27 protein-coding genes and 1 pseudogene are annotated in these 23,864 nt (G+C 67.4%); 12 read left to right on the forward strand and 16 right to left on the reverse strand.

Features of this window, described 5'->3' with window-relative positions:
• Positions 1-122: 122 nt before the first annotated feature.
• From BM337_RS21920 to BM337_RS15425, 3 genes and pseudogenes are all read left to right on the forward strand, one after another.
• Positions 123-221 (forward strand): annotated as a pseudogene (locus BM337_RS21920) (PGF-CTERM sorting domain-containing protein); the annotation flags it as partial.
• Positions 218-514: a DUF8060 family membrane protein gene (locus BM337_RS15420; protein WP_089817534.1), complete on the forward strand. Its 297-nt coding sequence runs from the start codon at positions 218-220 to the stop codon at positions 512-514. The pseudogene BM337_RS21920 and the gene BM337_RS15420, both read left to right, overlap by 4 nt.
• Positions 515-553: 39 nt before the next feature.
• Positions 554-985 (forward strand): hypothetical protein, encoded by a 432-nt coding sequence (locus BM337_RS15425; RefSeq protein WP_089817535.1) that lies wholly within the window; start codon positions 554-556, stop codon positions 983-985.
• A gap of 332 nt (positions 986-1,317) precedes the next feature.
• Here the strand turns inward: BM337_RS15425 and BM337_RS15430 are convergent, their stop codons facing one another.
• The 6 genes from BM337_RS15430 to BM337_RS15455 form a co-directional block, all read right to left on the reverse strand.
• Positions 1,318-1,824: an NUDIX domain-containing protein gene (locus BM337_RS15430; RefSeq protein ID WP_177227600.1), complete on the reverse strand. Its 507-nt coding sequence runs from the start codon at positions 1,822-1,824 to the stop codon at positions 1,318-1,320.
• 370 nt (positions 1,825-2,194) lie between these two features.
• On the reverse strand, positions 2,195-2,545 hold the full coding sequence (locus BM337_RS15435) for a helix-turn-helix transcriptional regulator (RefSeq protein WP_089817537.1): 351 nt from the start codon (positions 2,543-2,545) through the stop codon (positions 2,195-2,197).
• Between the two features lie 26 nt (positions 2,546-2,571).
• Complete coding sequence (locus tag BM337_RS15440; protein WP_089817538.1) at positions 2,572-3,309, reverse strand: NRDE family protein; 738 nt, start codon at positions 3,307-3,309, stop codon at positions 2,572-2,574.
• Between the two features lie 59 nt (positions 3,310-3,368).
• A complete protein-coding gene (locus BM337_RS15445) occupies positions 3,369-4,907 on the reverse strand; it encodes a class I adenylate-forming enzyme family protein (protein ID WP_089817539.1) in 1,539 nt (512 codons plus the stop codon).
• Entirely contained in the window at positions 4,904-5,944 is a 1,041-nt protein-coding gene (locus BM337_RS15450) for a mandelate racemase/muconate lactonizing enzyme family protein (RefSeq protein WP_089817540.1), read from the reverse strand. The genes BM337_RS15445 and BM337_RS15450 overlap by 4 nt, the downstream gene beginning before the upstream one ends.
• Positions 5,941-6,897, reverse strand: a complete 957-nt coding sequence (locus BM337_RS15455; RefSeq protein WP_089817541.1) for a 1,4-dihydroxy-2-naphthoate polyprenyltransferase — start codon at positions 6,895-6,897, stop codon at positions 5,941-5,943. Before BM337_RS15455 ends, BM337_RS15450 begins: the two co-directional genes overlap by 4 nt.
• 204 nt (positions 6,898-7,101) lie before the next feature.
• Here BM337_RS15455 and BM337_RS15460 point away from each other — a divergent pair, with 204 nt between their 5' ends.
• Positions 7,102-8,451 (forward strand): cation:proton antiporter, encoded by a 1,350-nt coding sequence (locus tag BM337_RS15460; RefSeq protein WP_089817542.1) that lies wholly within the window; start codon positions 7,102-7,104, stop codon positions 8,449-8,451.
• On the opposite strand, the gene BM337_RS15465 is transcribed toward BM337_RS15460, so the two are convergent.
• Positions 8,445-9,401 carry a 1,4-dihydroxy-2-naphthoyl-CoA synthase gene (locus tag BM337_RS15465; RefSeq protein WP_089817543.1) on the reverse strand — a complete coding sequence of 319 codons (957 nt, stop codon included), beginning with the start codon at positions 9,399-9,401 and terminating at the stop codon, positions 8,445-8,447. The genes BM337_RS15460 and BM337_RS15465 overlap by 7 nt on opposite strands.
• Positions 9,402-9,482: 81 nt before the next feature.
• Here BM337_RS15465 and BM337_RS15470 point away from each other — a divergent pair, with 81 nt between their 5' ends.
• Positions 9,483-9,698, forward strand: a complete 216-nt coding sequence (locus tag BM337_RS15470; RefSeq protein WP_089817544.1) for a DUF8066 domain-containing protein — start codon at positions 9,483-9,485, stop codon at positions 9,696-9,698.
• Positions 9,699-9,765: 67 nt separating this feature from the next.
• Positions 9,766-10,755, forward strand: coding sequence for a J domain-containing protein (locus tag BM337_RS15475; protein WP_089817545.1), 990 nt, complete (start codon positions 9,766-9,768; stop codon positions 10,753-10,755).
• Between the two features lie 24 nt (positions 10,756-10,779).
• Here BM337_RS15475 and menD read toward each other — a convergent pair whose 3' ends face one another.
• Entirely contained in the window at positions 10,780-12,546 is a 1,767-nt protein-coding gene (gene menD / locus BM337_RS15480) for a 2-succinyl-5-enolpyruvyl-6-hydroxy-3-cyclohexene-1-carboxylic-acid synthase (protein WP_089817546.1), read from the reverse strand.
• Positions 12,543-13,877, reverse strand: coding sequence for an isochorismate synthase (locus BM337_RS15485; protein ID WP_089817547.1), 1,335 nt, complete (start codon positions 13,875-13,877; stop codon positions 12,543-12,545). The genes menD and BM337_RS15485 overlap by 4 nt, the downstream gene beginning before the upstream one ends.
• Positions 13,878-14,160: 283 nt before the next feature.
• Between BM337_RS15485 and BM337_RS15490 the strand changes: the two genes are divergently transcribed.
• Both BM337_RS15490 and BM337_RS15495 read left to right on the forward strand, forming a co-directional pair.
• Positions 14,161-14,376 carry a ribbon-helix-helix domain-containing protein gene (locus BM337_RS15490; RefSeq protein ID WP_089817548.1) on the forward strand — a complete coding sequence of 72 codons (216 nt, stop codon included), beginning with the start codon at positions 14,161-14,163 and terminating at the stop codon, positions 14,374-14,376.
• 87 nt (positions 14,377-14,463) lie between these two features.
• Positions 14,464-14,745 carry a UPF0058 family protein gene (locus BM337_RS15495; RefSeq protein ID WP_089817549.1) on the forward strand — a complete coding sequence of 94 codons (282 nt, stop codon included), beginning with the start codon at positions 14,464-14,466 and terminating at the stop codon, positions 14,743-14,745.
• Between the two features lie 17 nt (positions 14,746-14,762).
• Here the strand turns inward: BM337_RS15495 and BM337_RS15500 are convergent, their stop codons facing one another.
• Positions 14,763-15,275 carry an Lrp/AsnC family transcriptional regulator gene (locus tag BM337_RS15500; RefSeq protein ID WP_089817550.1) on the reverse strand — a complete coding sequence of 171 codons (513 nt, stop codon included), beginning with the start codon at positions 15,273-15,275 and terminating at the stop codon, positions 14,763-14,765.
• Positions 15,276-15,362: 87 nt separating this feature from the next.
• A complete protein-coding gene (locus tag BM337_RS15505; RefSeq protein WP_089817551.1) occupies positions 15,363-16,154 on the reverse strand; it encodes an enoyl-CoA hydratase/isomerase family protein in 792 nt (263 codons plus the stop codon).
• A gap of 111 nt (positions 16,155-16,265) precedes the next feature.
• On the opposite strand from BM337_RS15505, the gene BM337_RS15510 reads away from it, so the two are divergent.
• The 4 genes from BM337_RS15510 (at position 16,266) to BM337_RS15525 (ending at position 19,580) form a co-directional block, all read left to right on the forward strand.
• Positions 16,266-17,687, forward strand: coding sequence for a cryptochrome/photolyase family protein (locus BM337_RS15510; protein ID WP_089817553.1), 1,422 nt, complete (start codon positions 16,266-16,268; stop codon positions 17,685-17,687).
• A gap of 112 nt (positions 17,688-17,799) precedes the next feature.
• On the forward strand, positions 17,800-18,411 hold the full coding sequence (gene sod, locus BM337_RS15515; protein ID WP_089817555.1) for a superoxide dismutase: 612 nt from the start codon (positions 17,800-17,802) through the stop codon (positions 18,409-18,411).
• 95 nt (positions 18,412-18,506) lie between these two features.
• Positions 18,507-18,770, forward strand: a complete 264-nt coding sequence (locus tag BM337_RS15520) for a DUF5827 family protein (protein ID WP_089817557.1) — start codon at positions 18,507-18,509, stop codon at positions 18,768-18,770.
• Positions 18,771-19,580, forward strand: coding sequence for an ATPase (locus tag BM337_RS15525; protein ID WP_089817559.1), 810 nt, complete (start codon positions 18,771-18,773; stop codon positions 19,578-19,580).
• A gap of 31 nt (positions 19,581-19,611) precedes the next feature.
• On the opposite strand, the gene BM337_RS15530 is transcribed toward BM337_RS15525, so the two are convergent.
• The 5 genes from BM337_RS15530 to cyaB form a co-directional block, all read right to left on the reverse strand.
• Entirely contained in the window at positions 19,612-20,088 is a 477-nt protein-coding gene (locus BM337_RS15530; protein ID WP_089817561.1) for a DUF5804 family protein, read from the reverse strand.
• Positions 20,089-20,136: 48 nt separating this feature from the next.
• Positions 20,137-21,327 carry a tRNA sulfurtransferase gene (locus BM337_RS15535; protein WP_089817563.1) on the reverse strand — a complete coding sequence of 397 codons (1,191 nt, stop codon included), beginning with the start codon at positions 21,325-21,327 and terminating at the stop codon, positions 20,137-20,139.
• Between the two features lie 65 nt (positions 21,328-21,392).
• Positions 21,393-21,923 (reverse strand): hypothetical protein, encoded by a 531-nt coding sequence (locus tag BM337_RS15540; protein WP_089817565.1) that lies wholly within the window; start codon positions 21,921-21,923, stop codon positions 21,393-21,395.
• An 85-nt stretch (positions 21,924-22,008) separates the two neighbouring features.
• Positions 22,009-23,211, reverse strand: a complete 1,203-nt coding sequence (locus BM337_RS15545) for a methionine adenosyltransferase (protein WP_089817567.1) — start codon at positions 23,209-23,211, stop codon at positions 22,009-22,011.
• A 59-nt stretch (positions 23,212-23,270) separates the two neighbouring features.
• Positions 23,271-23,810: a class IV adenylate cyclase gene (gene cyaB, locus BM337_RS15550; protein WP_089817569.1), complete on the reverse strand. Its 540-nt coding sequence runs from the start codon at positions 23,808-23,810 to the stop codon at positions 23,271-23,273.
• Positions 23,811-23,864 lie beyond the last annotated feature (54 nt).

A 23,864-nucleotide genomic window follows, 5' to 3' on the forward strand; every position in this document is an offset into this window, starting at 1 on the left:
GCGAACCGGCCAACCTGGACCCCCAGGAAACCCTGGAGGAGGACGAACGCCAGACGGAAGTCACGTTCGACGCCGGCGATTTCACCGGGACGGAACGGGACCACAGTCAGGACCGGAGCTCGGAGACGCCGACCGGTTCCAGCGGCCCCGGCTTCGGCACGGCCATCGCGCTGGTCGGACTCGTCGGCGCAGCACTACTCGCGGCACGGAGGAACCAATGACAGAGAACGTCGACACAGAGAACACTAACGACATGGCGACCGGATCGGACAGCCAGTACGACTACGACGGCGGCGACGACAAGACCATCGTCGACCACCTGCAGTGGGCACTGTTCGTCATCCTCATCCTGGTCGTGCTCGTGGCGACCTTCCAGTTCTACTTCGCCGCGTCGTCGGCCATCGACCAGTTCGTGACCGGTCGGTACCGGTCTATCTTCCAGGCCGGGTTCAACCTCGCCATCCTGCTGGTCAGCGGCCTCGGGCTGTCGCTGCTGGTCCGCAACATGCGGTAGACGACAATCCTTTTCCGCTGCCCGCGCAAATCCGGGCGTATGGCAGACGACGAACCTGCGGACGACGACGTCGAGGGCGAGGAGAGCCAGGACGACGACCAGAAGTCCTTCCGCGAGCGCGTCGAGGAGATTCGCCAGGAACGCGCCGAAGAGCGCGAGGAAGGCGAGGGCGAGGGCGAGATGAGCCGCGAGGAGCGCATGGAAGAGATGATGGGCGGCGGCGGCGGCCCCGGCGGTATGGGGGGCGGCGGCAACCCCTTCGCGCAGATGATGGGCGGCATGATGGGCGGCGGCGGGCCGGGCGGGATGGGCGGCGGCCCCGGTGGCATGGGCGGCGGCCCGCCGGGCGCCGGCCGACAGGAGGAGAGCGGTGGCGACGAGGAACTGACGCGAGAGGTCCGAAAGCTCCGCGACGAGGTCCACGACGTCCGTCGCACCCTCGACCGCATCGCCGACGCGCTGGAAGACTAGGGACGTTCGATTTCGTCGCACTCGACCGAATCGCAAATTGACTATTCCGTGTGATTGACGTCTACGACCCCTTTTTTCGACGTTCGACTATGAGTGGTCTGTTCAGTTCGTCCTGAATCGACCGATCGTGATCTGATGATGGCGAAGGAACGGGACTGAATCAACTGCTCACTGCACGCGGTATCCAATGACGGCTTTTATCGCAGAGGGAAATTGTGTTGGCGAAGTTGTGCTGAATAGAGGGCGAATGCAGCAGTGAGTACTCACGTGCACGAATCTCGTATGGACGAAGCCCGGGATCTTGGACATGGAAATCGTTCGAGAGGGCGCGTTTACCGGTCGAATGACAGTTGTAACACTCGCCGATCAATTTGCCGGGTTTCAGCCGGCGAAGAAAAGATCCGTTCGAGCGGCCAGAATTTGACGTCCCTCGCTTCCTCGCCCGGTATTACGCTCCCCTCGGTTTCCTCGTAGTCCACGACGTAGGTGATCATGTTGTAGTGCAATTCCCGATGAGTGCTGTGGACGACAGATAGGAGTCTCAGGTCGGCTGGCTTCGCTTCCACGCCAGTCTCCTCTGCGAGTTCTCGTGTCGCCGCATCTACTGGCTCTTCTTCAATCTCCGGATGACCGCCGGGAAGTTCCCATGCGTCTCTCCCAAATGGCTCCATCAATAGGACGTCCGTTTCATCTCTGACGATGACGTCTGCCGCAGGAACAGCGTTCCTGAAATGGACGTGTCCGCAGGCAGGACAGACCTTTCGCTCTCGTCCGTGAATCGTCTGCACAACCAGTTTCTCTCCACATTGGTGACAATACTCTGGCTCGACAGCGACCATAGCCGGGCCGTCACTACCAGATGTCATATCTCTGTCGAACCGCGGAGTGACGTTTCCATCCGGGACAGTTGCTTTAGTCGGCCCGAACCGAGAACATAGTGCGGTTGCCGCTATGAATGTATCAGTCTCGAACAATCGGTTCAGAGCAGTGGCCGGTAACGGACGGCGTCCACCGTGCTACAGTCCTGCTCTGTAAACAACAGGGCGTTCCTGACGAATATTTTGAATATGGCAAGCAGGCATGAAATCTGGCACTCCTGTACTGACCACACGAAGGAATTTTCGCACGCACCTGCCACTCGGAAACGTTCGTAAAGTAGGCAATAAAAACGTTCAAACGATACTCTCTCTCGCGTGAGCGACGGGCGCGCTACTCCTCGTACGCGAGGTTCATGACCCACTGGGAGAACGTGTCGCTGCTCGGGTCGATCTCCTCGTCGCCGACGAAGGGGGAAAGTTGGTCGCCGGCCATCAGCAGCGAGAAGTCCAGGTCGCGTGGGGCCGGCGTCAGGTAGTAGGTGTTGTGGCCCTCGTAGACGGTGTCCTCGCGCTGGATCATATCCTTCTCGAACAGCGACTCGACGATGCGGCTCCCCTTGCGGGAGGAGACGTCGAGTTCCTTCCAGAAGTCACTCTGGTGGATACCCCCGGATTCGCGGATGAGTTCGAGACCGGCACGCTCGTCGTCGGAGAGGTTCGCCTCGACGGCTGCCATGCTCATGTGAGTGTAATGGGACGGTGTGCGGCTTAAACCTGACTTTCGACCGGCCGGTACTCCGTCCGGCACGGCGGTCCGTCGGCGTAGCGGTGCGTCTGCTCGTCCTCGCCGAGCGTCAGGAGCGACGAGGACCGGGTCCCGAACCCGTCCCCGTGCACGCAGACGCCGTACTCGTGGTCCGAGACGGCCGTCTGGGCGCGGTCGAGCCACGACTGGCTGTCCTCGCCGGGCTTCGGCTGCAGGTGGTCACGCAGGCGGTCGGCGTTGGCGGCCTGGTCCTCGCCGGCCTCCTGGCGAACCTCGGGGATGCGGTACTGGCCGTCGGCGCCGACGTTGACGACGACGTGGACGCCGGGCTGGAGGTTCGAGACGGCCAGCTGGCCGTCCCACTCGAAGTACAGCGCGGCGTTCTCGTCGGCGACGACGAGGTTGAACCCGTCGTACTCGTCGTCTCGCACCGCGCGTTCGACGTACCGGGCCGCGTCCTCGGCCGTCTCGCTCCGGAGCGCGTCGCGGACGAGCAGGCCCCTGGAGCGCTCGCCGCCGAACGAGCCGTCGACCCAGCGGTTCGTGATAGCCGCGAAGACGCCGTGCTCGTTGTAGCCGATCCACGTTCCGCCGGCCTCCTCGTCGACCGGCGCGACGACGTCGGGTTCCCAGTCGCGGACGGCCGGGGGCGAAGATGGTCGTCCGACCTGTTCGTCACGGTTCGCTGCGACGGCGAGATAGTCGTCGAACGCCTGCCATGCGAAGACGAGGGTACACACGGTCCATCGTACGCCGGCGGCAGAAATAAGCCTCCCGTCGGCTCGCCACGCCCGACCGCTCACTCCTCGGCGAGCAGTGAACGGGCGCGCTCCCTGTCGACGGTCCCCGAGGCGGTTCGCGGCAGCGCCTCGGCGAATCGCACGGTCTTGGGCACCTCGTAGTCGGCCAGTTCGTCGCGACAGCGGTCCCGCAGTTCGGAGACGGAGAGCGTGGCGTCGGACCGTTCGACGAGCGCGCCGACGCGCTCGCCCCACTCCCGGTCCGGTATCCCGACGACCGCGACGTCTTCGACGCCCGCTAACTCGCGAATCGTGGCCGCCACAGCGGCGGGCTGGACGTTCTCCCCGCCGGTGACGATCTGGTCGTCGACGCGGCCGACCACCCAGAGGCGGCCGCCCTCGTCCCGGTAGCCCAGGTCACCCGTCTCGAAGCCGCGCGGACCGAACGCAACCGCGGTGTGCTCTTCGTCCAGGTAGCCGGGCGTGACCGTCGGTCCGTCGACGACGATCTCGCCGACGTCACCTGTCGGGCGGGGTTCCTCGGAATCGTCGACGATGGTGACCGTGGTTCCGCGAAGCGGCGTTCCCACCGTGCCCCGGTGCTCGAACGCCGTCTCGGGGAGCGCCGTCGCGACCTGCGATGCGGTCTCCGTCGCGCCGTAGGTCGGACAGACGGGAACGCCGCGCGACTCGCAGCGGTCGACCAGGGACTCCGGCGTCGGCCCGCCCCCGAGCAGGACGAACCGGAGGTGATCCGGCGGCGTCCACCCGGCGTCGAGCAGCCGCTTGAGCATCGTGGGGACCAGCGAGACGCAGGTGACGTTGTGGTCCTCGATAACGCGCGCTGTCGCGTCGGGATCGAATTCTGACTGGAGGACCGTCGTCGTCCCGTAGAGCGTCGACCGAACGAGTGGAGCGAGCCCGCCCATGTGGTACATCGGCAGGCAGACGAGCCAGCGGTCGTCGGGGGCGACGCCGAGCCGGTGGGCCGACCCAACCGCGCTCGACACGAGATTGTCCAGCGTGAGTCGGACGCCCTTCGGGTCGCCGGTCGTACCCGAAGTGAACATGAGCAGTCGCTCCGCGTCCGCGGCGCAGTCGACCGGCGTCGCTTCGTCACCGGAGCCGGGTGCGAGCGCGTCGACTGCAGGAGAGTTCGGCTCGTCGACAGTCACGACGTGAACGCCGTCGGGAGCGACGTCGACGGCGGTCGTCTCGGTGTCCGCAGAACAGACCAGCACGTCCAGCCCTGCGCGGCTCGCCTGCGTCGCGAGCGTCCCCGCGTCCACGCGAACGTTCAGGAGCACGGCGGCGGCGCCGGCGCGCGCCGTTGCGAAGTACAGTTCGGCGAAGCGAACGCCGGTGTTCAGCATGAATCCGACGCGGTCGCCTGGCCCCAGGTCGAAGCTCGACTGAAGGCCAGCGAGACGGCGCGCGACCCGGCGATCGAACTCGCCGTAGCGCCAGCAATCGCCGGATTCGGCGTCGACGAGCGCGGTTTCGTCCGGCGTCGCCTCTGCCCGGGCGCCCAAGAGGTCCGCCGTCGGGTAGTCGAGTGGGGCATCGACCGGCCACTCGCCGGGTCCAGGAAGCGTCACGGTCCGACCTCCGAGGGATCCATCCCGAGACCGGGTGACTGCGGAACAGTAATTCGACCGTCGTCGACAGGCGCCGGGTCCGGACCGAGGTCCTCGGCCAGCAGTTCGGCCGTCGCCAGCCCGCAGGGGGCGACGTCCGGAATCGCCGCGGCGACGTGGACTGCCGCGGTCCGCGCGACGACGCCGTCGACGGTCGTCGTCACGACGGGTTCCACACCCGCGTCGCGAGCGCGCGTCGCGATGGTGTGTGCGTCCCCCGGCCCGCCGAGGACCATCGGCTTGACGATCAGGACGTCTGCCGCGTCGCGTTCGAGGACCTCGGCGACGCGGTGGTCGACGAGCGTCTCGTCGACCGCGACGCCGACGGGGCCGCCAGCGAGGTCGGCCAGGCCGTCGAGGTCGTCGGCCGGGAGCGGTTGCTCGACGTACGCCACGTCGAGGGGGCCGAACTCTTCGAGGGCGGACACGGCCTCCTCGCGGGACCACGCGGCGTTCGCGTCGGCGCGGAGCGTCACGCCGTCGCCGACCGCCTCCCGGACGGCACGGACGCGGTCGACGTCCGCGGCGACCGGTCGGGCGCCGACCTTCAGCTTCAGGCAGTCGAAGCCGCGGTCGACGGCGGTCTGAGCCCGTTCGACCGTCTCGGACGCGTCGGCGTCGCCGATCGTGGCGTTGACGGGCACCGATTCGCATCGGCGGTCCTCGTCGAGCCACTGGTAGAGGGGGACGCCCTCTGCGCGAGCGTCCGCGTCGAACAGCGCCGTCGTGAACCCGTGCCGGGCGGCCGGCGCGTCGGCGACTTCCAGGTCCAGCAGCGCCGAGGCGTGCCCCTCGGATTCGGCGGTTTCGAGCGCCCGACCGAGCGTCGACCGGCAGGCCGACAGGGACTCGGTCCAGCCGGGCAGCGGCGTCGCCTCGCCAAGGCCCGTCTCGTCCCGGTGATCGTACCGGGCGAGCAGGCCCTGGCGCGTTTCGATGGGGCCACTGGCCGTCTCCAGGGGCGTCGACAGCGCGAGGGAGAACTCGTCGATACTCATAGGAGGGCAGGGGCGGCGAGGCCGGCGGCGAACAGGAGCGAGTGGGCGAACAGCGTCTGGCCCACCCGTTCGAGCGCCGGATTCAGCGCCTCCCCGTCGGTTCGACGCATGACTGTCCGCCCAACAGAGAGCGCGAGTGGGAGCGACAGCAGCGGTGCGAGCGCCCAGAGCCCGAACCGGTCGTCCAGTGCGAGAAGCACCGGGACGACGTAGGCCATCCCGACGAGAAGAGAGAACTCGACTCGGCTCGCCCGGTAGCCGAGCATCACCGCGAGCGTTCGCTTCCCGGCTTCGGCGTCAGTTTCGCGGTCCCGGACGTTGTTGACGACGAGGAGGGCCGTCGAGAGGCCCGCGGCCGGGAGGCTCGCGACGACGGCGGTGAGCGGGAGGGTGTCGGCGGGAAGCCCGAGGGGGAAGAGGCCCGCGTCGGCGAACGTGACGGCCTGGACGTAGTAGGTGCCGGTCACCGCGACGAGGCCGAAGTAGACGAAGACGAACAGGTCGCCGAGGCCGCGGTAGCCGTATGGGTAGGGACCGCCGGTGTAGAGGACGCCGGCGAGGATGCTACTCAGGCCCACGACGAGGATGGGCACGCCACCGATGGCGACGAGGTAGACGCCGACGACGACGGCGAGGGCGTAGGTCGCGACCATCGCGAGTTTGACCCGCTCGGGCGGGATGAGGCCGCCTGCGGTGACCCTGGTGAACCCCTCGCGGTCCTCGGTGTCGGCGCCCTTCACGGCGTCGTAGTAGTCGTTGGCGAAGTTCGTCCCGACCTGGATCAACAGCGCCCCGACGAGCGCGGCGACGGCGGGGAGCCAGGCGAACACCCCGTCGTGGACGGCCAGGCCCACGCCGACGACGACGGGCGCGGACCCGGCCGGGAGCGTCTGGGGCCTGGCCGCCATCAGCCAGGCCTTGGTCTTCGAGACGTCAGCGTCTGCGGTAGCCATTGGGGAAGTGTGGGGACTGGTGCACGTTCAAGATTGGCATCTCGTCGTCGGGCAGGGTCCCGCTGGTACGGGAAACGGATCGTTCTGCCAGCCCGCAGTGGCGACGGGTCGACTCGGATGGATTACAGGATACTTGCCAGGGGCGTGCCAGATACATCAGCAAGCCGAGTGGTTACACCGGACGCGTTCGTACCCGACTGACGCATGGTCGAGACGTACCACGTCGCCTTCGTCATCTTCGGTCTCGCCATCTTCGCCGCCGTGGTGTTACCACGGTTGCTCATGCACCGGCCGATGTCCCTCCCGATCATCTACGTCGGCGCCGGCTTCGTCCTCTTCGCGATCCCACACGGTGTCGGGCCGCCGGACATGGTAGAGAACTCCGTCGTCGTCGAACACCTCACCGAACTCGTCGTCATCGTCTCGCTGATGGGGGCCGGCCTGAAGATAGACCGGCCGTTCTCCTGGCGCGGGTGGGGAACGACGTGGCGGCTCCTGGGAATCACGATGCCGCTGACCATCGGCGCCGCCGTGTTCCTGGGGTGGTGGGTCCTCGGGCTCCACGTCGCGACGGCGATGCTCCTCGGAGCAGTCGTCGCGCCGACTGACCCAGTCCTGGCGTCGGACATCGAGGCCGGCCCGCCGCTCTCCGAGGTGGAGGAGGAACCCGACGTCCAGCAGGAACACTCCGTCAGGTTCGCGCTCACCTCCGAAGCGGGGCTCAACGACGGGCTGGCGTTCCCGTTCACGAACCTCGCTATCGTCCTGGCGGCCGCGGCTGCTCCGGCGACGCTCGCCTGGGTGGGAGAGTGGACCCTCTACTACGTCCTCTACAAGATAGTCGTCGGCGTGCTCGCTGGCATCGTTCTGGGATACGCTGGCGGGCTGGTCATCTTTCGACTGCCGGCCTCCTCGAAGGTATCGGAGGCGCTCGCCGGCGCCGAAGCCCTCTCCGGCACGCTGTTCATCTACGGCGCGACGGAGATAGTGGGTGGATACGGCTTCCTCGCCGTGTTCGTCGGTGCGCTCGTGGTCCGCAAGTTCGAGTGGGAACACGACTACTACCGCACTCTCGACGAGTTCGCCGTGATGGTCGAGCGCCTGCTGATGGCGGTCGTCCTCGTGCTGTTCGGCGGCGCGCTCGCGGGCGGATTGCTCGCCCCGCTCACGGTGACTGAAGTCGGCATCGGCCTCGCCCTGCTGCTCGTCGTCCGGCCAGCGGCAGGGATGATCGGCCTGCTCGGTTCCGGCCTCTCCTGGCCCTCGCGGGCGATCGTCGCTTCCTTCGGCATCCGCGGCATCGGGTCGTTCTACTACCTCTCGCACGCGCTGAACGAGGCGTCGTTCACCGAACTGGAACTCGTCATCGCCGCCGAGCGCCTCTGGGCGCTGCTGGGCTTCGTCGTCCTCGCCTCGGTCCTCATTCACGGGGTCACAGCCAGCCCGGTCATGGACGCCTTCGAACGGTGGGAAGAGCGGACCAGGCCGGTCCGCGAAGCGCGGGCCGACGGCACTGGCGGCGGTTCCGGAGACGAAGACAGTGACGCTCAGTAATGCCAGGGCACGTCGTCGAAGTCCGGCTCGCGCCCCTCGTTGAAGGCGTCGCGACCCTCTTTCGCCTCGTCGGTCATGTACGCCAGCCGCGTCGCCTCGCCGGCGAACACCTGCTGGCCCACCATCCCGTCGGAGTCGAGGTTGAAGGCGTACTTGAGCATGCGAATCGCCGTCGGTGACTTGCGGTCGATCGCTTCGGCCCACTCCAGGGCCGTCTCCTCCAGTTCCTCGTGGGGGACGGCCTCGTTGACCATGCCCATGTCCGCGGCCTCCTGGGCGTCGTAGGTCTTCCCGAGGAAAAACACCTCGCGAGCCTTCTTCTGACCGATCTGGCGAGCGAGGTACGCCGAGCCGAAGCCGCCGTCGAAGGAAGCGACGTCCGGGTCCGTCTGGAGGAACTTCGCGTGCTCGGCGCTCGCGAGGGTGAGGTCACAGACGACGTGGAGGCTGTGGCCACCACCGACGGCCCAGCCCGGCACCACGGCGACGACGGGCTTGGGGATGTGTCGGATCTGGCGCTGGACTTCGAGAATGTGGAGGCGGCCGACGTTCTCGGGTGCGTCCTCGCGGGATTCGTCGAGTGAGGGGTCCTCGGACGCGTCGCGTCCGACGGCGTCGTCCGCGCCGACATCCGCCTCGGAATCGTACTCGTACCCGGAGTCGCCGCGCATCGACTGGTCCCCGCCAGCACAGAAGGCCCAGCCACCGTCCTTCGGCGACGGGCCGTTTCCAGTGAGGAGCACGCAGCCCACGTCGGTGAGTCGCTTGGCGTGGTCCAGCGCGGTCGACAGTTCGTCGACCGTCTCCGGGCGGAAGGCGTTGCGGACCGCCGGCCGGTCGAAGGCGATTCGGACCGCGCCGACGTCGTCGGCCCGGTGGTAGGTGATATCCGAGAAGTCGAACCGGTCGATCGGTTCCCAGCGGTCGGGGTCGAATACGTCCGAAACCATGTCGGTGCTGGGTCGGGCCGCCCCAAATAGGTTCCCGTGGCGGTCGAAAACTACTGTTTCCGGTCGGGTCACCTGACTGCCGTGCCGCCCCAGATAGACCACGAACGCCTGCTCCTCACGCTCGGGATACTGGCGGTTCTCGTCGTGGCGTACAGCATCGTCATCGTCCAGCAGATACTCCTCGGCGTCTTCGTCGTCCTCGTGCTCGGACTGGTGTACCTGTTCTTCGTCCTCCTCCAGCTGCTCGACCGCATCGCGACGGCTCTCGAAGCCATCGCCGAGCAGCGCCGTGAGTAACGGCGGTGATAATCGGCGACGAGGCTTTATTAGCCAGTCGCGTGCAGTTCGGGGCAACAGGCCCTCCATGACCCAGACGTTCTACGACGTACTCGGCGTCCCGCCCGACGCCTCGACGGACCGGATCAGGGCCGCCTATCGCGAACGGCTGAAGGAGTCCCATCCCGACCTGAACGACGACGAGGACGCGAACGAGGCGACGCGGCGGATCATCCGCGCCCGGGACGTCCTCACCGACGAGTCCGAGCGCGAGCGCTACGACGAGGTGGGCCACGAGGCGTACGTCGGCGACGACGCCTCGCCCGTGGACGACGAGGACGTCAGTGACGCGGCGACCGCCGCCCGGCGCGCGGGCTGGGGAGACGGGACGGAGAACGAATCGACATCGTCGCGTTCGGCCACCGACGACCACCGGGACCGAGCGGGTCGCTCGGGCGCTGACCGGAGACGACGGGCCCGTGATCGACGGCGACGGGAGCGTGCGGCCAGGGAGCGCGTCGACCGTGAGGCCGACCGGACCGGTGACGGCTCGTCGCAGAACAGGACGACCCGGGACACGTCGTCGCAGGACAGGGCCACACGAGACGCGACGTCACAGGCCACGGCGACGACAGATGGCGGTTCGACCACCGCCGACGCCGTGAGTGTGGGTGGCGTCGGGGAAGCAGCGCGGTCCTGGAACGGGAGCGGCGGCTTCAGCGTCCGCCAGCGGTACGACACCGGCCGCCGACGCCGGATGGTCCCCACCGGGAAGTCGATGACCCTCCTGGCCGTCTCGATGGTCCTCTATCCGCTGATGCTGTTCAGCGCGCTGTTCCCGCCGTTCCCGCTCCTCGTCAACGTCATCGTCGGGTTCTGTACGGTCTTTCTGGTTGGGTACCTCCAGTCCCAGCCCGAAGTCGGGGTCATGGTCTTCGGAAGCTGGAGTCTGCTGACGCCCGTCGCCTTCGCCGCCGTTGGCGTCCCACTGACCGGCCTCGTCGGCATCGCTGCCCTCACCGGGACGTGGCTGCCGCTCGGACTCTCCGTCGCGACGCTGGTACTCGTCCGGCCCTGACCGCAGAACTCGACCGATCGCCGATCAGAACGCTTCGCAGACGCGCTCGTGCAATCGCTCCCGGTGCCGATGGCTCTCCGCCGCGTCCGTTGTCACCTCGATGACCTGCGTTCCGGCCGAACCGACGGACGACGAGACCGCGTCGACGAGCGCGTCGCCGTCCGCGACGCGTTCGAACCCGACGTCGTACAGGTCGCCGGTCGACTCGAAGTCCAGCCCGTGGGGCGTCTTGAACTGGTCGGTAAAGGGCGGGTCGAAGGACTCGATGGGAAGCTTGTGGAAGATGCCGCCGCCGTCGTTGTTGACGAGGACGACGGTGGCGTCGACGGCACAGCGCGCGACGGCGAGCAGGCCATTCATGTCGTGGTAGTACGCCAGGTCACCGAGGAGCAGGACGAGCGGATCATCGGTTCCGCTGGCGGCGCCGAGCGCACTCGACGTGATGCCGTCGATGCCGCTGGCCCCCCGGTTGCCCAGTATCGAAAGGTCCGCCGTTCGCGGGCGACCGAACCGGTCCACGTCCCGGACGGGCATGCTGTTTGAGACGTAGAGCGTCGCCGGGTCCGGGAGGGCCTCGACGACACGTCCGGCGACGCTTCCTTCGAACAGCGTCCCGTCGAGTTCTGGGCCGACCAGGTCCCAGTACGACCGCTCAGCGCGGGCGAATCGCTTGGTCCAGTCCGTCTCGGTGCCGTCATCGGCGGCGACGCGAGCAGCGAGTCCCCCGGCGAAGCCGGTGGGGTCCGCGGTCACGAGATCCGTCGCGGTGAACGCGGCTTCGCGCCACGCGCCCGCCGGATCGACGACGAACTGCCGCGCGTCGGCGTCGCGCAGGTAACGCCGCAACGTCTTCGACGTGGGCGAGGCGCCGAACCGGATGACTGCGTCAGGATCCGGCCAGTCGCCCGCGGCGTCGAGGTAGGAGTCGTACCCGCCGCAGACGGTGACGTCGGACACGTGGTCACCAAATCTGACGCCCGAGAGCGGGTCCGCGAGCACGGGAAAGCCAGTCGCCCCGGCGAGCGTCGCGAGAGCCTCACGCGCGGGCGTCGGTCGGTTCGACGGTCCCGCGACGATTAGCCCGCGGTCGGCGTCGTCTATCTCGCTCGCGACGCGGGCCAGCTCCCTGTCGCTCAGCCGTAGCTGGCCCTGCGACGTCGCGACGAACGGGCCGTCGCGGCCGGTGACCCCCAGTGAGTCGGACGCTGCGAACGACTCGGGAATCGAACCGACGCCATCGGGCGTGTCGGTCGGTTCCAGCGGTTTCGCGACGGGGACGTTGAGGTGGACGGGCCCCGGCGGCGTCCCGGTCGACGTCGCGAGGGCACGGCAGACGGTCGTCCGCAGGGAACGCAGACGGCGGTCCTCCGCTGCTGGCTCCGGGAGACACCGGTACGACCTGACCGCGTCGCCGTACAGCTTCGTCTGGTCGACGGTCTGGTTCGCCCCGCTGTCGCGCAGTTCGGCTGGTCGGTCCGCCGTCAGTACGACCAGCGGAACGCGCGAGCGGTCGGCCTCGATGACCGCCGGGTGGAAGTTCGCGGCCGCGGTGCCGGAGGTACAGACCAGTGCGGTCGGCTCACCGGTCTTCCGGGAGCGACCGAGCGCGAAGAAGGCCGCCGAGCGCTCGTCGAGGTGCGAGAAGACCCTGACGTCGGGGTGGTCGGCGAAGGCGACCGTCAGCGGCGTCGAGCGACTGCCGGGCGCGACACAGACTGCGTCGAGACCGCTCGCGGCGAGCTCGTCGACGATCGTCTCGCCCCACAGCGTCGCCAGGTTCGGTGCAGTCATTCGAGTTCGTCCAGCATCGGCCGGTACTTGAGCTGTACCTCGTCCCACTCCCGGTCGGGGTCACTGTCGGCGACGATGCCCGCGCCGGCGAACACCGTCGCGGCGTCCCCGCGTGCGAGCGCGGACCGGATCGCGACGGCGAAGGTCCCGTTGCCCGAGGCGTCGAACCAGCCGACTGGCGCGGCGTACCAGCCCCGGTCGAACGTCTCCGTCTCGCGGATAGTCTCCAGGGCGGCGTCCGGCGGGAGGCCGCCGACCGCGGGCGTCGGGTGGAGCGCCTCGACGAGCGAGAGGACGTGTTCGTCCTCGGCGAGTTCGGCCGTGATCGGCGTCCGGAGGTGCTGGACGGTGGCCAGACGTCGGATGCTCCGGTCACCAGTACCGACCGAGGAGGCGAACGGCTCCAGTTGCTCGCGGACCGCGTCGGCGACGACCTCGTGTTCGTATCTGTCCTTCTCGCTCTCGAGGAGTTCCGTCGCCAGCCACTCGTCCTCGGCCGGCGTGTCACCGCGTCCGGTCGATCCCGCGAGCGCCTCCGTGCTGACCGTCCGGCCGGTGAGCGAGACGAGCCGTTCCGGCGTCGCGCCGAAGAACGTGGCGTCCTCGGTGGGCGAGAAAGCGAACCGGTAGCAGTCCGGATACGTCCGGCCGAGTCGTTCGAGGGCGTCCGGTACAGAGAGCTGGTTCGAGAGCGAGAGGGTCATCGCCTGGGCGAGGACGACCTTCTCCAGGGCACCCTCGGAGACGCTCTGCAGTGCCGCCTCCACCTGTTCGCGCCACCCGTTTCGCGAGGGTGTGCGGGTCCGGTCGGCGACGCGTGGCGGGCCGGCCGGCTCGGGGTTGGTCTCGTCGGCGAGCCGGTCGCGCCAGACGCCGAGTTTCGAATCTGCCTCCTCGGCAGCGCCCGGACCGGCGGCCGTCACCGTGAGCCACCAGTCGTCGCCGTCGGCGGTCAGCTGAACCTCGGGGAGCACGAACCGCGCGTCGCCGAACCCGTCCCAGGGCCCGGCCTGTCCGTCGTCGTGGAAGGCGAAGCCGCCGAACAGCCGGGGCCGCGCGGCGCTCGGGATGCCATCCGGGACAGAACAGGATTCGAGCAGGCGGGCACCGTCGGCGCGCACCTCGGCGAACCGGTCCGAGCCGTCGCCGGTCACCGTCGCCGTCGCTCCCCTGACAGCCACGGACTCGGTCGGGGTCTGCCAGACGAACCGTGGACGGTCGTTCGTCGCCAGAAAGGCCCTCGTCGGCGGTTTCGACACCGAACAGCCGCGCGTGACGACCGGCGCGTCGACTGTCCGAACCGTCGCCTCGTCACCGCGAGGTACATCCATCGCAGGCGAGTTAGGTCCGGGGGCCTTTGAGCCTAACTATACGGTTAGCCTCACGCGCCGAACACGTCTACGCGGTGACGAGAGCCCTCGTCCAGAGCGGTCCTACCGCCGTCGGTCGATGGGGAGCACCGAACGGAGCGTAATTCAGTTGTTTTTAATTGAGTTCGAATAAACTCTTGGAGTTTGGAAAGTAAAACGGGTGTATCAGTAGCTCTCTTTCGCACCATCCCCAACTTCCCCCGTCAGATTTAAATAAACCTCTGTCGAACCGACGTACAGTGCGATGCCCAAGGTAGAGATTACAATCCCGGAACACCTCGAGATGCAGATCGCCCAGCTCGTCGAAGAAGGCGAGTTTCTCAACCGCGAGGAAGCGATCGAAGACCTGCTCTCGACCGGGCTGAAGGCGTACAAGACCAGCGGGCCCATGGACGACGAGGAAGAACCAGGTCTCGAGGACGACGGCATGATGGGTCACGACGACGAATACGTGTTCTAGGCAGTCTCGGCCCGTCTGGCCCGTGGACCCGCCTGTGACGCGTTATCAAGCAATTCTTATGCTGTTTGCGCCGGCTAGTACTGTCAAATGCACAAAGACGAACTCCTCGAGCTACACGAACAGATGGTGTACATCATGCGTTTCTTCCGCGACGAGATGGACAGCGTCGACCCGGAGCTGTTCGACGCCTACCAGGAACTCGACGTCGAGCCCTCGGACGTACACAAATCGAAGAGCGAACACAAACACGCCGTCTTCGTGCTCGGGAACTCGCTGGCGACGGCGATGAGCGAGGACGAGTTCTCCGACGCCGGCCGCGTCGGCAAGCGAATGAAGGAACTCGCCGAGGACGCCGAGAGCCGCATCTGACCGACCGCTCCGTCGCGTTACTGTTCTAGCTCGGTGAACATCTCGGGGTCCGTCCGGAACTTGAGGACGTTGTGGACCACGGAGTTGCGCACGTTGTCGATGACGTCGCCGTGGTCCTTGTAGAAGTCGTGAATCCAGCGCGACTCGGCTTTCCGGCTGGGGAACATCATCACCGACTTCCACTGGTACTCCCCGTCCGAGAGGAAGTACAGGAGCGTGTGGCGGTCGTGCCGGATGGCGTTCATCGCGTCGTTCCAGCCCTCGGCGAAGTGGGCCGGATTGAACTTGAACTCGAAGAGCGCGAAGTTGAAGTACGCCTCGTTGGGCACGATAGTCTCCCGGAAGACGCCCTCTTCGCGCATCTTCCGGATGGACTCGCTCACGGTGACGTGCGAGACGCAGATGTCGTGTTCCTCCTCGAGTATCGTCGCGAGTTCACGCGAGGACAGTTGCGGGTCGTCGGAGAGTTCGCTGAGGATGAGCACGTCGCGTTCTTTGAACTCCCAGTCGGGACAAGCGTCAGTGGACATGAATGTTGCTCTGGACTGAGTAAACCTCTTTCTTTCGACTCTCTCCCGCGTTGATATCGATCCCCAGTGATCGAACTTTTCGCGACCTCACCGCCCCTCGAACTGGGGCGACCGGCCTTCGACGAACGCAGCGGCCCCCTCGGCGTGGTCGCGAGTACCGAACGCGACGCCCTGAGCCATCGCTTCCGAGCCCGACGCGCTCTCGAAGGAGTCGGGACGCTGGTTCAACAGCCGCTTCGACGCGGTGAGCGCGACGGTCGGCCCCGTCGCGATCGTCTCGACCAGGTTCGCCACGCCCTCCTCGAAGGAGTCGGACTCGAACACGCGCGTGAAGATACCGAGTTCGCGGGCGCGGTCGGCGGACACGAGTTCGCCGGTGAAAACCAGCTCCTTGGCCGTGTTGAGCCCGACGAGTCGGGGGAGCAGGAAGGAGACACCCGAGTCCAGCGCGAGGCCGACGCGCCGGAACCCGAAGCTGATCTTGGCCGCGGGACTGGCCAGCTGGACGTCGCAGGCGATGGCCAGCCCGGCGCCCGCGCCGAAGGCCGGCCCGTCTATCTTGGCGACCGTCGGGAGCGAACACTCGTAGACGCGACCGACGGCGCGGTTCACCGATCGAATGACCAGGTCGACTCGCTGGGCCGCCGGGACGTCTCCCTCGATGCCGTCCAGCATGGCCTGGACGTCACCGCCCGCACAGAACGACGGGCCGGCCCCCTCCAGGACGACGCACCGGGCGTCACTGTCGGCGATGGTATCGAAGGCCGCGACGATCTCGTCGGCGAGTGCGGCGGAGATTGCGTTGCGAGCGTCTGGCCGGTTCAGCGTCACCCGCGCGACGCCGTCCGAGACGTCGAGCACCACGAGGTCTGAAGCCATAGCGGCCCGACGAACGCGAGCGGCAAAGTCGTGTGGGCAGCGGAGGGCTGGCAGCGGGCCGTCTGGCCACGAAGGGACAGTTTGAGGGAGGGCCCCGACCGTAGATTCGGTGTGCAGATCCACTGGCACCGTCGCGACCTGCGCGCGGTCGACAACGCCGGCCTCGCAGCGGCTGCGGCCCCAGCGGAGGACGACGGCCCCGTCGTTCCAGTGTTCGTCTTCGACGAGGCCGTCCTCGCGCACGCCGCGCCACCGCGGGTCGCCTTCATGCTCGACGCGCTGGACTCGCTGCGCGCGTGGTACCGTGAACGGGGGAGCGATCTGGTCGTCGCCCGCGGGGACCCGGCAGACGTCCTGCCGGACCTGGCCGAGCGCCACGGCGCGAGCGTCGTCACCTGGGGCGAGGACTACTCCGGGCTGGCGAAGGAGCGCGACGCGCGCGTCCGCCTGGCGCTCGACGAGGTGGACGTGGACCGACGCGTCGTCACCGACAGCGTCCTCCACGAACCGGGGTCGATCACGACGAACGACGGCGAGCCGTACTCGGTGTTCACCTACTACGGACGGAAGTGGCAGGACCGGCCGAAAGACGACCCCTACGAACCGCCAACGTCGTCGACGCTCGCCGACGTGAGTGGGAACCCACTCCCGTCACTGGAGGCACTGGGCTTCGACGAGCCAGCGGCCCAAATTCCGACGGCTGACCCGGCCGCCGCGCGCGAGCGACTGGCGGCGTTCTGCGACGGGCCGATCTACGAGTACGAGGACCTGCGGGACGTTCCCGCGACGGAGAATACGTCCCGGCTCTCTCCCCACCTGAAGTTCGGGACCCTCGGGATTCGCGAGGTGTACGCGGCGACCGAGGCTGCAAAAGAGTCTGCGAAAGACGGCGCGACCGATGAGCAGGTCGAATCGATCGAGACGTTCCAGTCCGAGCTGGCCTGGCGTGAGTTCTACTTCCAGGTGCTGGCGGCGAACCCGGAGACCGTCTCGCAGAACTTCAAGGACTACGAGAATCCGATCGACTGGCGGAACGACCCGGAGGAGTTCGAGGCGTGGAAGGCGGGCGAGACGGGCTATCCATTCGTCGACGCCGGGATGCGACAGCTCCGGGCAGAGGCGTTCGTACACAACCGGCTCCGGATGGTCGTCGCCTCGTTCCTGACGAAGGACCTCCTGGTCGACTGGCGGCGGGGCTACGACTGGTTCCGCGAGCGTCTCGTCGACCACGACGCGGCGAGCGACGTCGGCGGCTGGCAGTGGGCAGCCTCGACGGGCACTGACGCCCAGCCGTACTTCCGGGTGTTCAACCCGACGACCCAGGGCGAGCGCTACGACCCCGACGCCGAGTACATCACGGAGTACGTCCCCGAACTGCGCGACGTCGACTCAGACCTGATTCACGAGTGGCCCGACCTGTCGCAGACCCAGCGACGAAACGTCGCGCCGGAGTACCCCGACCCCATCGTGGACCACGGAGAGCGCCGCGAGGAGGCCATCGCCGCGTTCGAGGCCGCCCGTGGGGACTCCTGACGGGCGACGAGCCGGAGGCCGCGCCACGGCCGGATAGTGCTAGGAGTTACCGTACGGCTCCTAAACGTTTAACAGGCGTCCGGCCGACGATTCGCGTTGGAGGGTTTACATTATGCCAGAAGAATCCGAACCTGAGCTGCCACCGCTCCCGTACGACTACGACGCGCTCGAACCACACATCTCCGAGCAGGTGCTGACCTGGCACCACGACACGCACCACCAGGGCTACGTCAACGGCCTGCAGGCCGCCGAGGAGACCCTGGCCGAGAACCGCTCGTCGGGCGACTTCGGTGGCTCCGCCGGCGCGCTCGGCAACGTCACCCACAACGGGTGTGGCCACTATCTCCACACGCTGTTCTGGGAGAACATGTCCCCCAACGGCGGCGGCGAGCCCGAGGGCGATCTCGCGGACCGCATCGCCGAGGACTTCGGCTCCTACGAGGGCTGGAAAGGCGAGTTCGAGGCCGCCGCGGGCGCCGCCGGCGGCTGGGCGCTGCTCGTCTACGACCCCGTTGCCAAACAGCTGCGCAACGTCGCCGTCGACAAACACGACCAGGGCGCGCTCTGGGGCGCCCACCCGATTCTCGCGCTCGACGTCTGGGAGCACTCCTACTACTACGACTACGGGCCGGACCGCGGCAGCTTCATCGACGCGTTCTTCGAAGTCGTCGAGTGGGACAAGGCCGCCGAAGAGTACCAGAAGTGCCTCGACCACTTCGAGTGAGTCGCTGATCTCCGACCTTTTTTCGCCCCGGTGACGGGGAGCGCGTCGCCTCGTCGATTCGAGAGTTTTACGCGTCGAGGGACGAACTGGTTGGTATGCCAAAACCGAGAGCCGACTTCGACGACCTGCGGAGTCTGGAGTTTCGCGACCCCGACGAAGTGCTCGACGAGGACAAACTGTACACCATCTACGAGATCGGGCGGCTCCTCCAGGGGCTCGACCCCGAAGCCGAACTCGACGTCGAGACGGAGAACGTCCTGATGGACTGGGCCATCCCGTGGATGCTCAACAACGCGGAGGCGTTCGTCTTCGCGGAACCGGCCGCCGACGACGAACCGGGGTACTACGGGCTCGCGTAGATGAAGCTGCTCGTCGCCGGGTCCGAGCGGGTCGACGCCGGCAAGACCACGTTCTCCGTGGGCCTGCTCGAACGCACCGGCGCCGTCGGCTACAAGCCCCGCGCCGGCAACGACTACTGGCACGACCACGACGACTGGGACCGGGCCAGCGCGGACGGTCGCCTCTACGGCAAGGACGCGAAGCGCCTCGTCGGCGCGAGCCCGCCTGACTTCCAGCCGGAAGCTATCAACCCGATCCACAGACTGTGGCACCCGTCACCGGGCGGCGGTGCCGGGATTCTCGGGAGCGAAGACAGGGAGTTCCTCGTCGACCGGGTCGGCGACGAATTCGTCGTCAACGAAACGGTCTCGCTACCCGACCAGGTCCGCGAGCGACTCGCACTGGACGACGCCCGCGTCGTCTCGTCGCTCGACGAATTCAACGCCACGATGGCCCGCTTGCACGTCCCGGCGCTCCAGTCGCTGTCAGGCGAAATCGAGGAGCGCCAGCGAGCCGTCGTCGAATCGTACGGCGACGTCGCGCGGCCGCTCGCCGACCTGGCACCGGACGCCGTCGCCGTCGTCGAACCGACGCTGGCGAGGCTCTACGACGGCGACCGCTACGCGAAGGCCTGCGAGGTAGCCACCGGCGGTCCAGGAACCGGCCAGCTCGAAGAGCGCGTCGGCTCGGTCGTCGACCTCGTCGAGTCGGCGGCGACGGTCCAGTTACCAGCGCTCGACGGCGACGACCGGAACGACCCAGCAGCGATCGCCGACGCCTACGAGCCGGCCTACGACGCGCTGCTGGGGACTGCCTTCGACGGCGAATAGTGACCGTCTTCGAAGACCCGCATCCCCGTTCTCAGGCGCCGAACTCCGCCTGCGTCACTCGGACGACGAGCGTGTCGTCCACGTCCCGCAGGTCGTACTCCGGAATCGTGTCGCCGGTCCGGGTGACGAGCATCGGTTCGACGAGCCGAGGTGGAGATTCGAACTCCTCGTCACTCTCCTCAATGCCGTATACCTGGAGGAATCGGTCCGTCTCGGCCGGCTCGACCTCGTCGTCGCGGACCGCGGCGGCCAGGTCCCGCGAGAGCCACTCCGTCTCGCTGATCGAGGGTTCGAGGACGAACGCCGTCTCGGTAAAGCGGACGAGGTACCAGTTCAGATCGTTGAGCAGCGAGACGGCGGCGCCGAGGCTCACCGTCTCCAGCGTGAGCGTGTTCTCGAACGGTTCCCGGAGGTCGTAGGTCGCGAGCGCGTTTCGCGCCGTCTCGCGCGAGAGGAGTTCGTACCGGAGGTTGGCGTCCTCCGTCCCGACGAGACAGACCCGGGTCATCGTCCGAGGTGAGTCCCGCGGGCGGGAAAGTGGTTTCGTTCCACCCGGTCACTCGGTGTCGATGGGGACGATTTCTGCTTCCCCGGCCACGACGCGCGCACGCGAAAAGAGGTCGTCGGGCTCGACGGCCCGGACCGTCTCCAGATCCGCGTTCGTCTCGGGGAAGGAGGGAGCCACGCGGTTGCAGCCCGCGTCGATGGTCGACTCCTCGTAGGTCCCGATGTCGCGCGCCTGTTCGATGACCTCGGTCTTGTCCATCGTGAGGCAGGGACGGTGGACCGGTAACTCGACGGCCGCGTCGGTGACCGCGAGGTTCGCGCTCGTCTGGCTCGACTTCTGGCCGATGGCCTCGCCGGTGACGACGCCCACTGCGCCGGTCTCGCGGGCGACGGCCTCGCCCACGGCGACGACGAACCGGCGGAGGTGGAGCATCCGGGTGTCCGTCGTCTGCTCGGCCAGTTCCGCGACGACGTCGCCGCCCGGAACGATCCGGAGGTCGAGGTCGTAGCTCGGGGCGTACCGGGCAAGGTCGGCGACGGTCGCGGCCGCGCGCGCCTGGTGGTCGGGCCCGCCGTAGTCGCCCAGGTCGACGTACACCGGAACGATCGGGCAACCCCGGCGCATCATCTGCCAGGCGGCGACCGGCGAGTCGATGCCACCGCTGACCATCGCCACGACGGGCCGCTGGGTGCCGAGGGGCATCCCGCCCGGGCCGTCGCGCTTCTCCAGGAAGACGTAGGCCTCGTCCTCGCGGCACTCGACGAACAGTTCGAAGTCCGGGTCGTCGAGGTCCACTTCGGCCTCGCTGCCCATTGACTCGATGGTCTCCCAGACCGCGCTCCCGCCCTCGGACTCGATGTCGGTGCTGGCGAAGGGGTGGGCGTCCTGCTCGCCCGCGCGGCGCGCGCTGACGGCGAAGGTCCCGCCGTCGTAGTGGGCCTCGGTCGCGTCGCGGAGCGCGTCCGCGATGGCTTCCAGCGTCGGTTCGACCGTCACCGCGGGGCTCGCCGAGACGACGCCGAAGGCGTCCGTCGCGGCCGCAGTCGCCGCCTCGGGTTCGTCGGTGTGGACGAAGATCCGATTCCGGTGTCGGTCGACCTCGCCGTCGACGTCGCGGTCGGCGAGCAGCGAGTTGACGTTGCCTGCGAGCCGGGTCTCCATCTTGCGGCGGACCTGGTCGCTCTTGACGCCGATTTCGCCGTGGCGGACGACGACGACGTCGGATCCCGGCGGGTGCATACCTGGGATATCGGACGGGAGAATAAACGCGTGTCGTCCTCCGCCCACCGGCCAGGAACCGTCGCTCAGTCGCGACCCGGGTCCGGGTAACCGCCGACCGACAGCAGCCGCTCGAGGAACGCGTCGGTCGCCGACGCGAACCAGAGGCCGCCACCGAGCGAGAGCGCCCCAGCGGTGATAAGTGGGATGTTGAGGGACGCGCTGCACGCGCCGCCCGGCGTCGAAACGACGACGGCCAAGCCGTCCAGCATCAGGCCCGGCAGCGCAGAGGACGGCTCCGCGCCGGTGGCGACTTCGCAGCCGCCGTTCAGGATCGTGAACGGCTCGATGGCGAAGAGGAGCAGGCCGACGCCGACCGCCACGTGAGCCGGGTCGGCCCGTCTCGACGCGACGACGGCGAGTAGCGCGAGCGATCCGACGTACGAACCGAGGACCAGCCACGGAACGACCGGCGCGAGTCCCCCGTAGGAGACCGAACCGAAGAGGTAGAGGTGGATATAGCGAAAACCGGCGTGCACGAGGAACACGTCGAGGACCACCGTGACCGCGAACGTGCGTCTGAGAACCGGATTCCGAGTGGCCGACCGGATCGACATACACACCACTTCCGGTCCGGGGACGTAAGTTTTCGCAGCGACGGCGTCGCAGAAGCCTCTTCGCGTCGCGGTGGACGGCGCCTCCTCAGAACGTGGACAGCTGGCCGTCGATGACCCGCTTCGTGACGCCGGTGACGTCCGCGAGCTCGTCGTCGACGGCAGCGCGGACCTCTGCTTCGATGTCTTCGATGGCGACGCCGGGTTCGGTGACGAGTTCCGCGTCGGCGACGTGCGGGTCGTCGATGGGCGATCCGATCTGGGAGAGCAGGCGGACCTGGAGCTGTTTGATGCCGTCGACCTCACTCACGACGGACTCCGCGATTTCGGTCGAGAGGAGGTTGTATATCTTCCCGATGTGGTTGACGGGGTTCTTGCCGGAGGTCGCCTCCATGCTCATGGGCCGGTTCGGCGTGATGAGGCCGTTGGCGCGGTTGCCACGGCCGACGGAGCCGTCGTCGCCTTGCTCGGCGGAGGTGCCAGTCGTCGTCAGGTAGATGGAGCCCTCATCGTAGTCGTCGGCGGTGTTGACGTGGACGGTAACCTCGCGGTCGGTGTACTCCGTGGCCAGGTCGGCGACGTACTCCCGAACCCCCTCGACGGCGTCGCGGTAGGCGTCCATGTCCGGGACGTGCCGGTCGACCATCGCGACGGCGACGGTGACGTCGACGTGGTCGCCCTCGCGCTTGCCCATGACCTTGACGTCCTGGCCGACGACGGGGTTGTCCGCGGCGTACTCTTCGTTGAGACTGCGTTCGGTCTCGTGGACGATCTGTTCGGTCTCGGTGAGCGGCGCGTGACCGACGCCGTAGCTCGTGTCGTTGGCCATCGGGACGGTCGCTTCTTCACCGAAAACCTCCTGGAGGTCGCCGCTGCCCTCGCCGAGGCGGACGTCGACGATGACGTCCTTGCCGACGTCGAGGAAGGGGAACTGCTCGTCGAGGTACTCGCGGGCGGCCTCCAGTGCGATCGTCTCGGTCGGGATGCGCTCGCCGCCGAACGTCTTGGTGGCGCGACCGACGATGAGGAGGTAGATCGGTTCCAGTACTTCGCCGCCGCCGAAGGCGGGCGCGGCCGTGCCGGCGACGAGCTGGGTCTCGTCGGTGTTGTAGTGCAGCACCTCGCCGAAGCGGTCGATGTACTCCTGAGCGAGCGCGCGCGAGACAGTTTCGGCGATCCCGTCGCAGATAGAGTCGGGGTGACCGATACCTTTCCGCTCGACGATCTCCACCGACTGGTCCTCGACCGCGTGCCCGGTGGCGGGCTGAACGTGTATATTCCGGTCCGTCATTGGCCGTAGTTGGGAGTCCCGGGTTCTATAACTTGCGGAAACCTTTCTTGCCGTTCTGATTACTCCTCTGCATCACCGAGGAGGAGACCCAGGTAGGACGTCCGGATCTGCTCGTCGGGGTCGAGACCGAGATCCATCATTACCTCCTTCGCGCCCTCGCGCGCGTCGTCGACTTCCTCGGCCTCGATTTCGACCTCGACGAACTCACCGAGGCCGTCGACGCTGTCCAGCGTGACGGTGTAGCCGTTCAGGTGATAGCGGTCACGATCCTTCTCCACGACGGCGGCCGCCTCGAACCCCAGTGCACGGAATATCGCGTCGGCGTCCGATCCGCTCTCGACGGCCGTCTCTATCTCCTCCCGGGTCTTCGATTCGGCGTCGACCTTCGGTCCTTTGTAAGTCAACTCGACGATCGCTTCGTCGCCGTGGGACTCTCGACGGATGCGAAACGCCTCGTCGGTCGCTGCGAAGTCGCGGTGGGGCGCGTCGTAGTACGTGTCTTCCTGGGTCACGACACCCAGGCGATCGGCCCCCAGTGCTTCGAGTCGGTCGCGAACGGCGTCGTGGTCCGCCTCGACCTTCAGTTCGACCTCGTACATGCGCATGTGGTCGGCCAGGCCGGACAAAAGCAACCCGAATCGTGTCCCCGACCG

It is taken from the genome of Halomicrobium zhouii, assembly GCF_900114435.1.
In the GTDB taxonomy this organism is placed as follows: Archaea; Halobacteriota; Halobacteria; order Halobacteriales; family Haloarculaceae; genus Halomicrobium; species Halomicrobium zhouii.

Bases quoted from the DNA above. Each gene is read 5' to 3' on its own strand.
- BM337_RS15420 (WP_089817534.1), top strand. From the start codon at position 218: ATGACAGAGAACGTCGACACAGAGAACACTAACGACATGGCGACCGGA.
- BM337_RS15425 (WP_089817535.1), top strand. From the start codon at position 554: ATGGCAGACGACGAACCTGCGGACGACGACGTCGAGGGCGAGGAGAGC.
- BM337_RS15430 (WP_177227600.1), bottom strand. From the start codon at position 1,824: ATGGTCGCTGTCGAGCCAGAGTATTGTCACCAATGTGGAGAGAAACTG.
- BM337_RS15435 (WP_089817537.1), bottom strand. From the start codon at position 2,545: ATGAGCATGGCAGCCGTCGAGGCGAACCTCTCCGACGACGAGCGTGCC.
- BM337_RS15450 (WP_089817540.1), bottom strand. From the start codon at position 5,944: ATGAGTATCGACGAGTTCTCCCTCGCGCTGTCGACGCCCCTGGAGACG.
- BM337_RS15455 (WP_089817541.1), bottom strand. From the start codon at position 6,897: ATGGCTACCGCAGACGCTGACGTCTCGAAGACCAAGGCCTGGCTGATG.
- BM337_RS15460 (WP_089817542.1), top strand. From the start codon at position 7,102: ATGGTCGAGACGTACCACGTCGCCTTCGTCATCTTCGGTCTCGCCATC.
- BM337_RS15465 (WP_089817543.1), bottom strand. From the start codon at position 9,401: ATGGTTTCGGACGTATTCGACCCCGACCGCTGGGAACCGATCGACCGG.
- BM337_RS15475 (WP_089817545.1), top strand. From the start codon at position 9,766: ATGACCCAGACGTTCTACGACGTACTCGGCGTCCCGCCCGACGCCTCG.
- menD (WP_089817546.1), bottom strand. From the start codon at position 12,546: ATGACTGCACCGAACCTGGCGACGCTGTGGGGCGAGACGATCGTCGAC.
- BM337_RS15485 (WP_089817547.1), bottom strand. From the start codon at position 13,877: ATGGATGTACCTCGCGGTGACGAGGCGACGGTTCGGACAGTCGACGCG.
- BM337_RS15490 (WP_089817548.1), top strand. From the start codon at position 14,161: ATGCCCAAGGTAGAGATTACAATCCCGGAACACCTCGAGATGCAGATC.
- BM337_RS15495 (WP_089817549.1), top strand. From the start codon at position 14,464: ATGCACAAAGACGAACTCCTCGAGCTACACGAACAGATGGTGTACATC.
- BM337_RS15500 (WP_089817550.1), bottom strand. From the start codon at position 15,275: ATGTCCACTGACGCTTGTCCCGACTGGGAGTTCAAAGAACGCGACGTG.
- BM337_RS15505 (WP_089817551.1), bottom strand. From the start codon at position 16,154: ATGGCTTCAGACCTCGTGGTGCTCGACGTCTCGGACGGCGTCGCGCGG.
- sod (WP_089817555.1), top strand. From the start codon at position 17,800: ATGCCAGAAGAATCCGAACCTGAGCTGCCACCGCTCCCGTACGACTAC.
- BM337_RS15520 (WP_089817557.1), top strand. From the start codon at position 18,507: ATGCCAAAACCGAGAGCCGACTTCGACGACCTGCGGAGTCTGGAGTTT.
- BM337_RS15525 (WP_089817559.1), top strand. From the start codon at position 18,771: ATGAAGCTGCTCGTCGCCGGGTCCGAGCGGGTCGACGCCGGCAAGACC.
- BM337_RS15530 (WP_089817561.1), bottom strand. From the start codon at position 20,088: ATGACCCGGGTCTGTCTCGTCGGGACGGAGGACGCCAACCTCCGGTAC.
- BM337_RS15535 (WP_089817563.1), bottom strand. From the start codon at position 21,327: ATGCACCCGCCGGGATCCGACGTCGTCGTCGTCCGCCACGGCGAAATC.
- BM337_RS15540 (WP_089817565.1), bottom strand. From the start codon at position 21,923: ATGTCGATCCGGTCGGCCACTCGGAATCCGGTTCTCAGACGCACGTTC.
- BM337_RS15545 (WP_089817567.1), bottom strand. From the start codon at position 23,211: ATGACGGACCGGAATATACACGTTCAGCCCGCCACCGGGCACGCGGTC.
- cyaB (WP_089817569.1), bottom strand. From the start codon at position 23,810: ATGTACGAGGTCGAACTGAAGGTCGAGGCGGACCACGACGCCGTTCGC.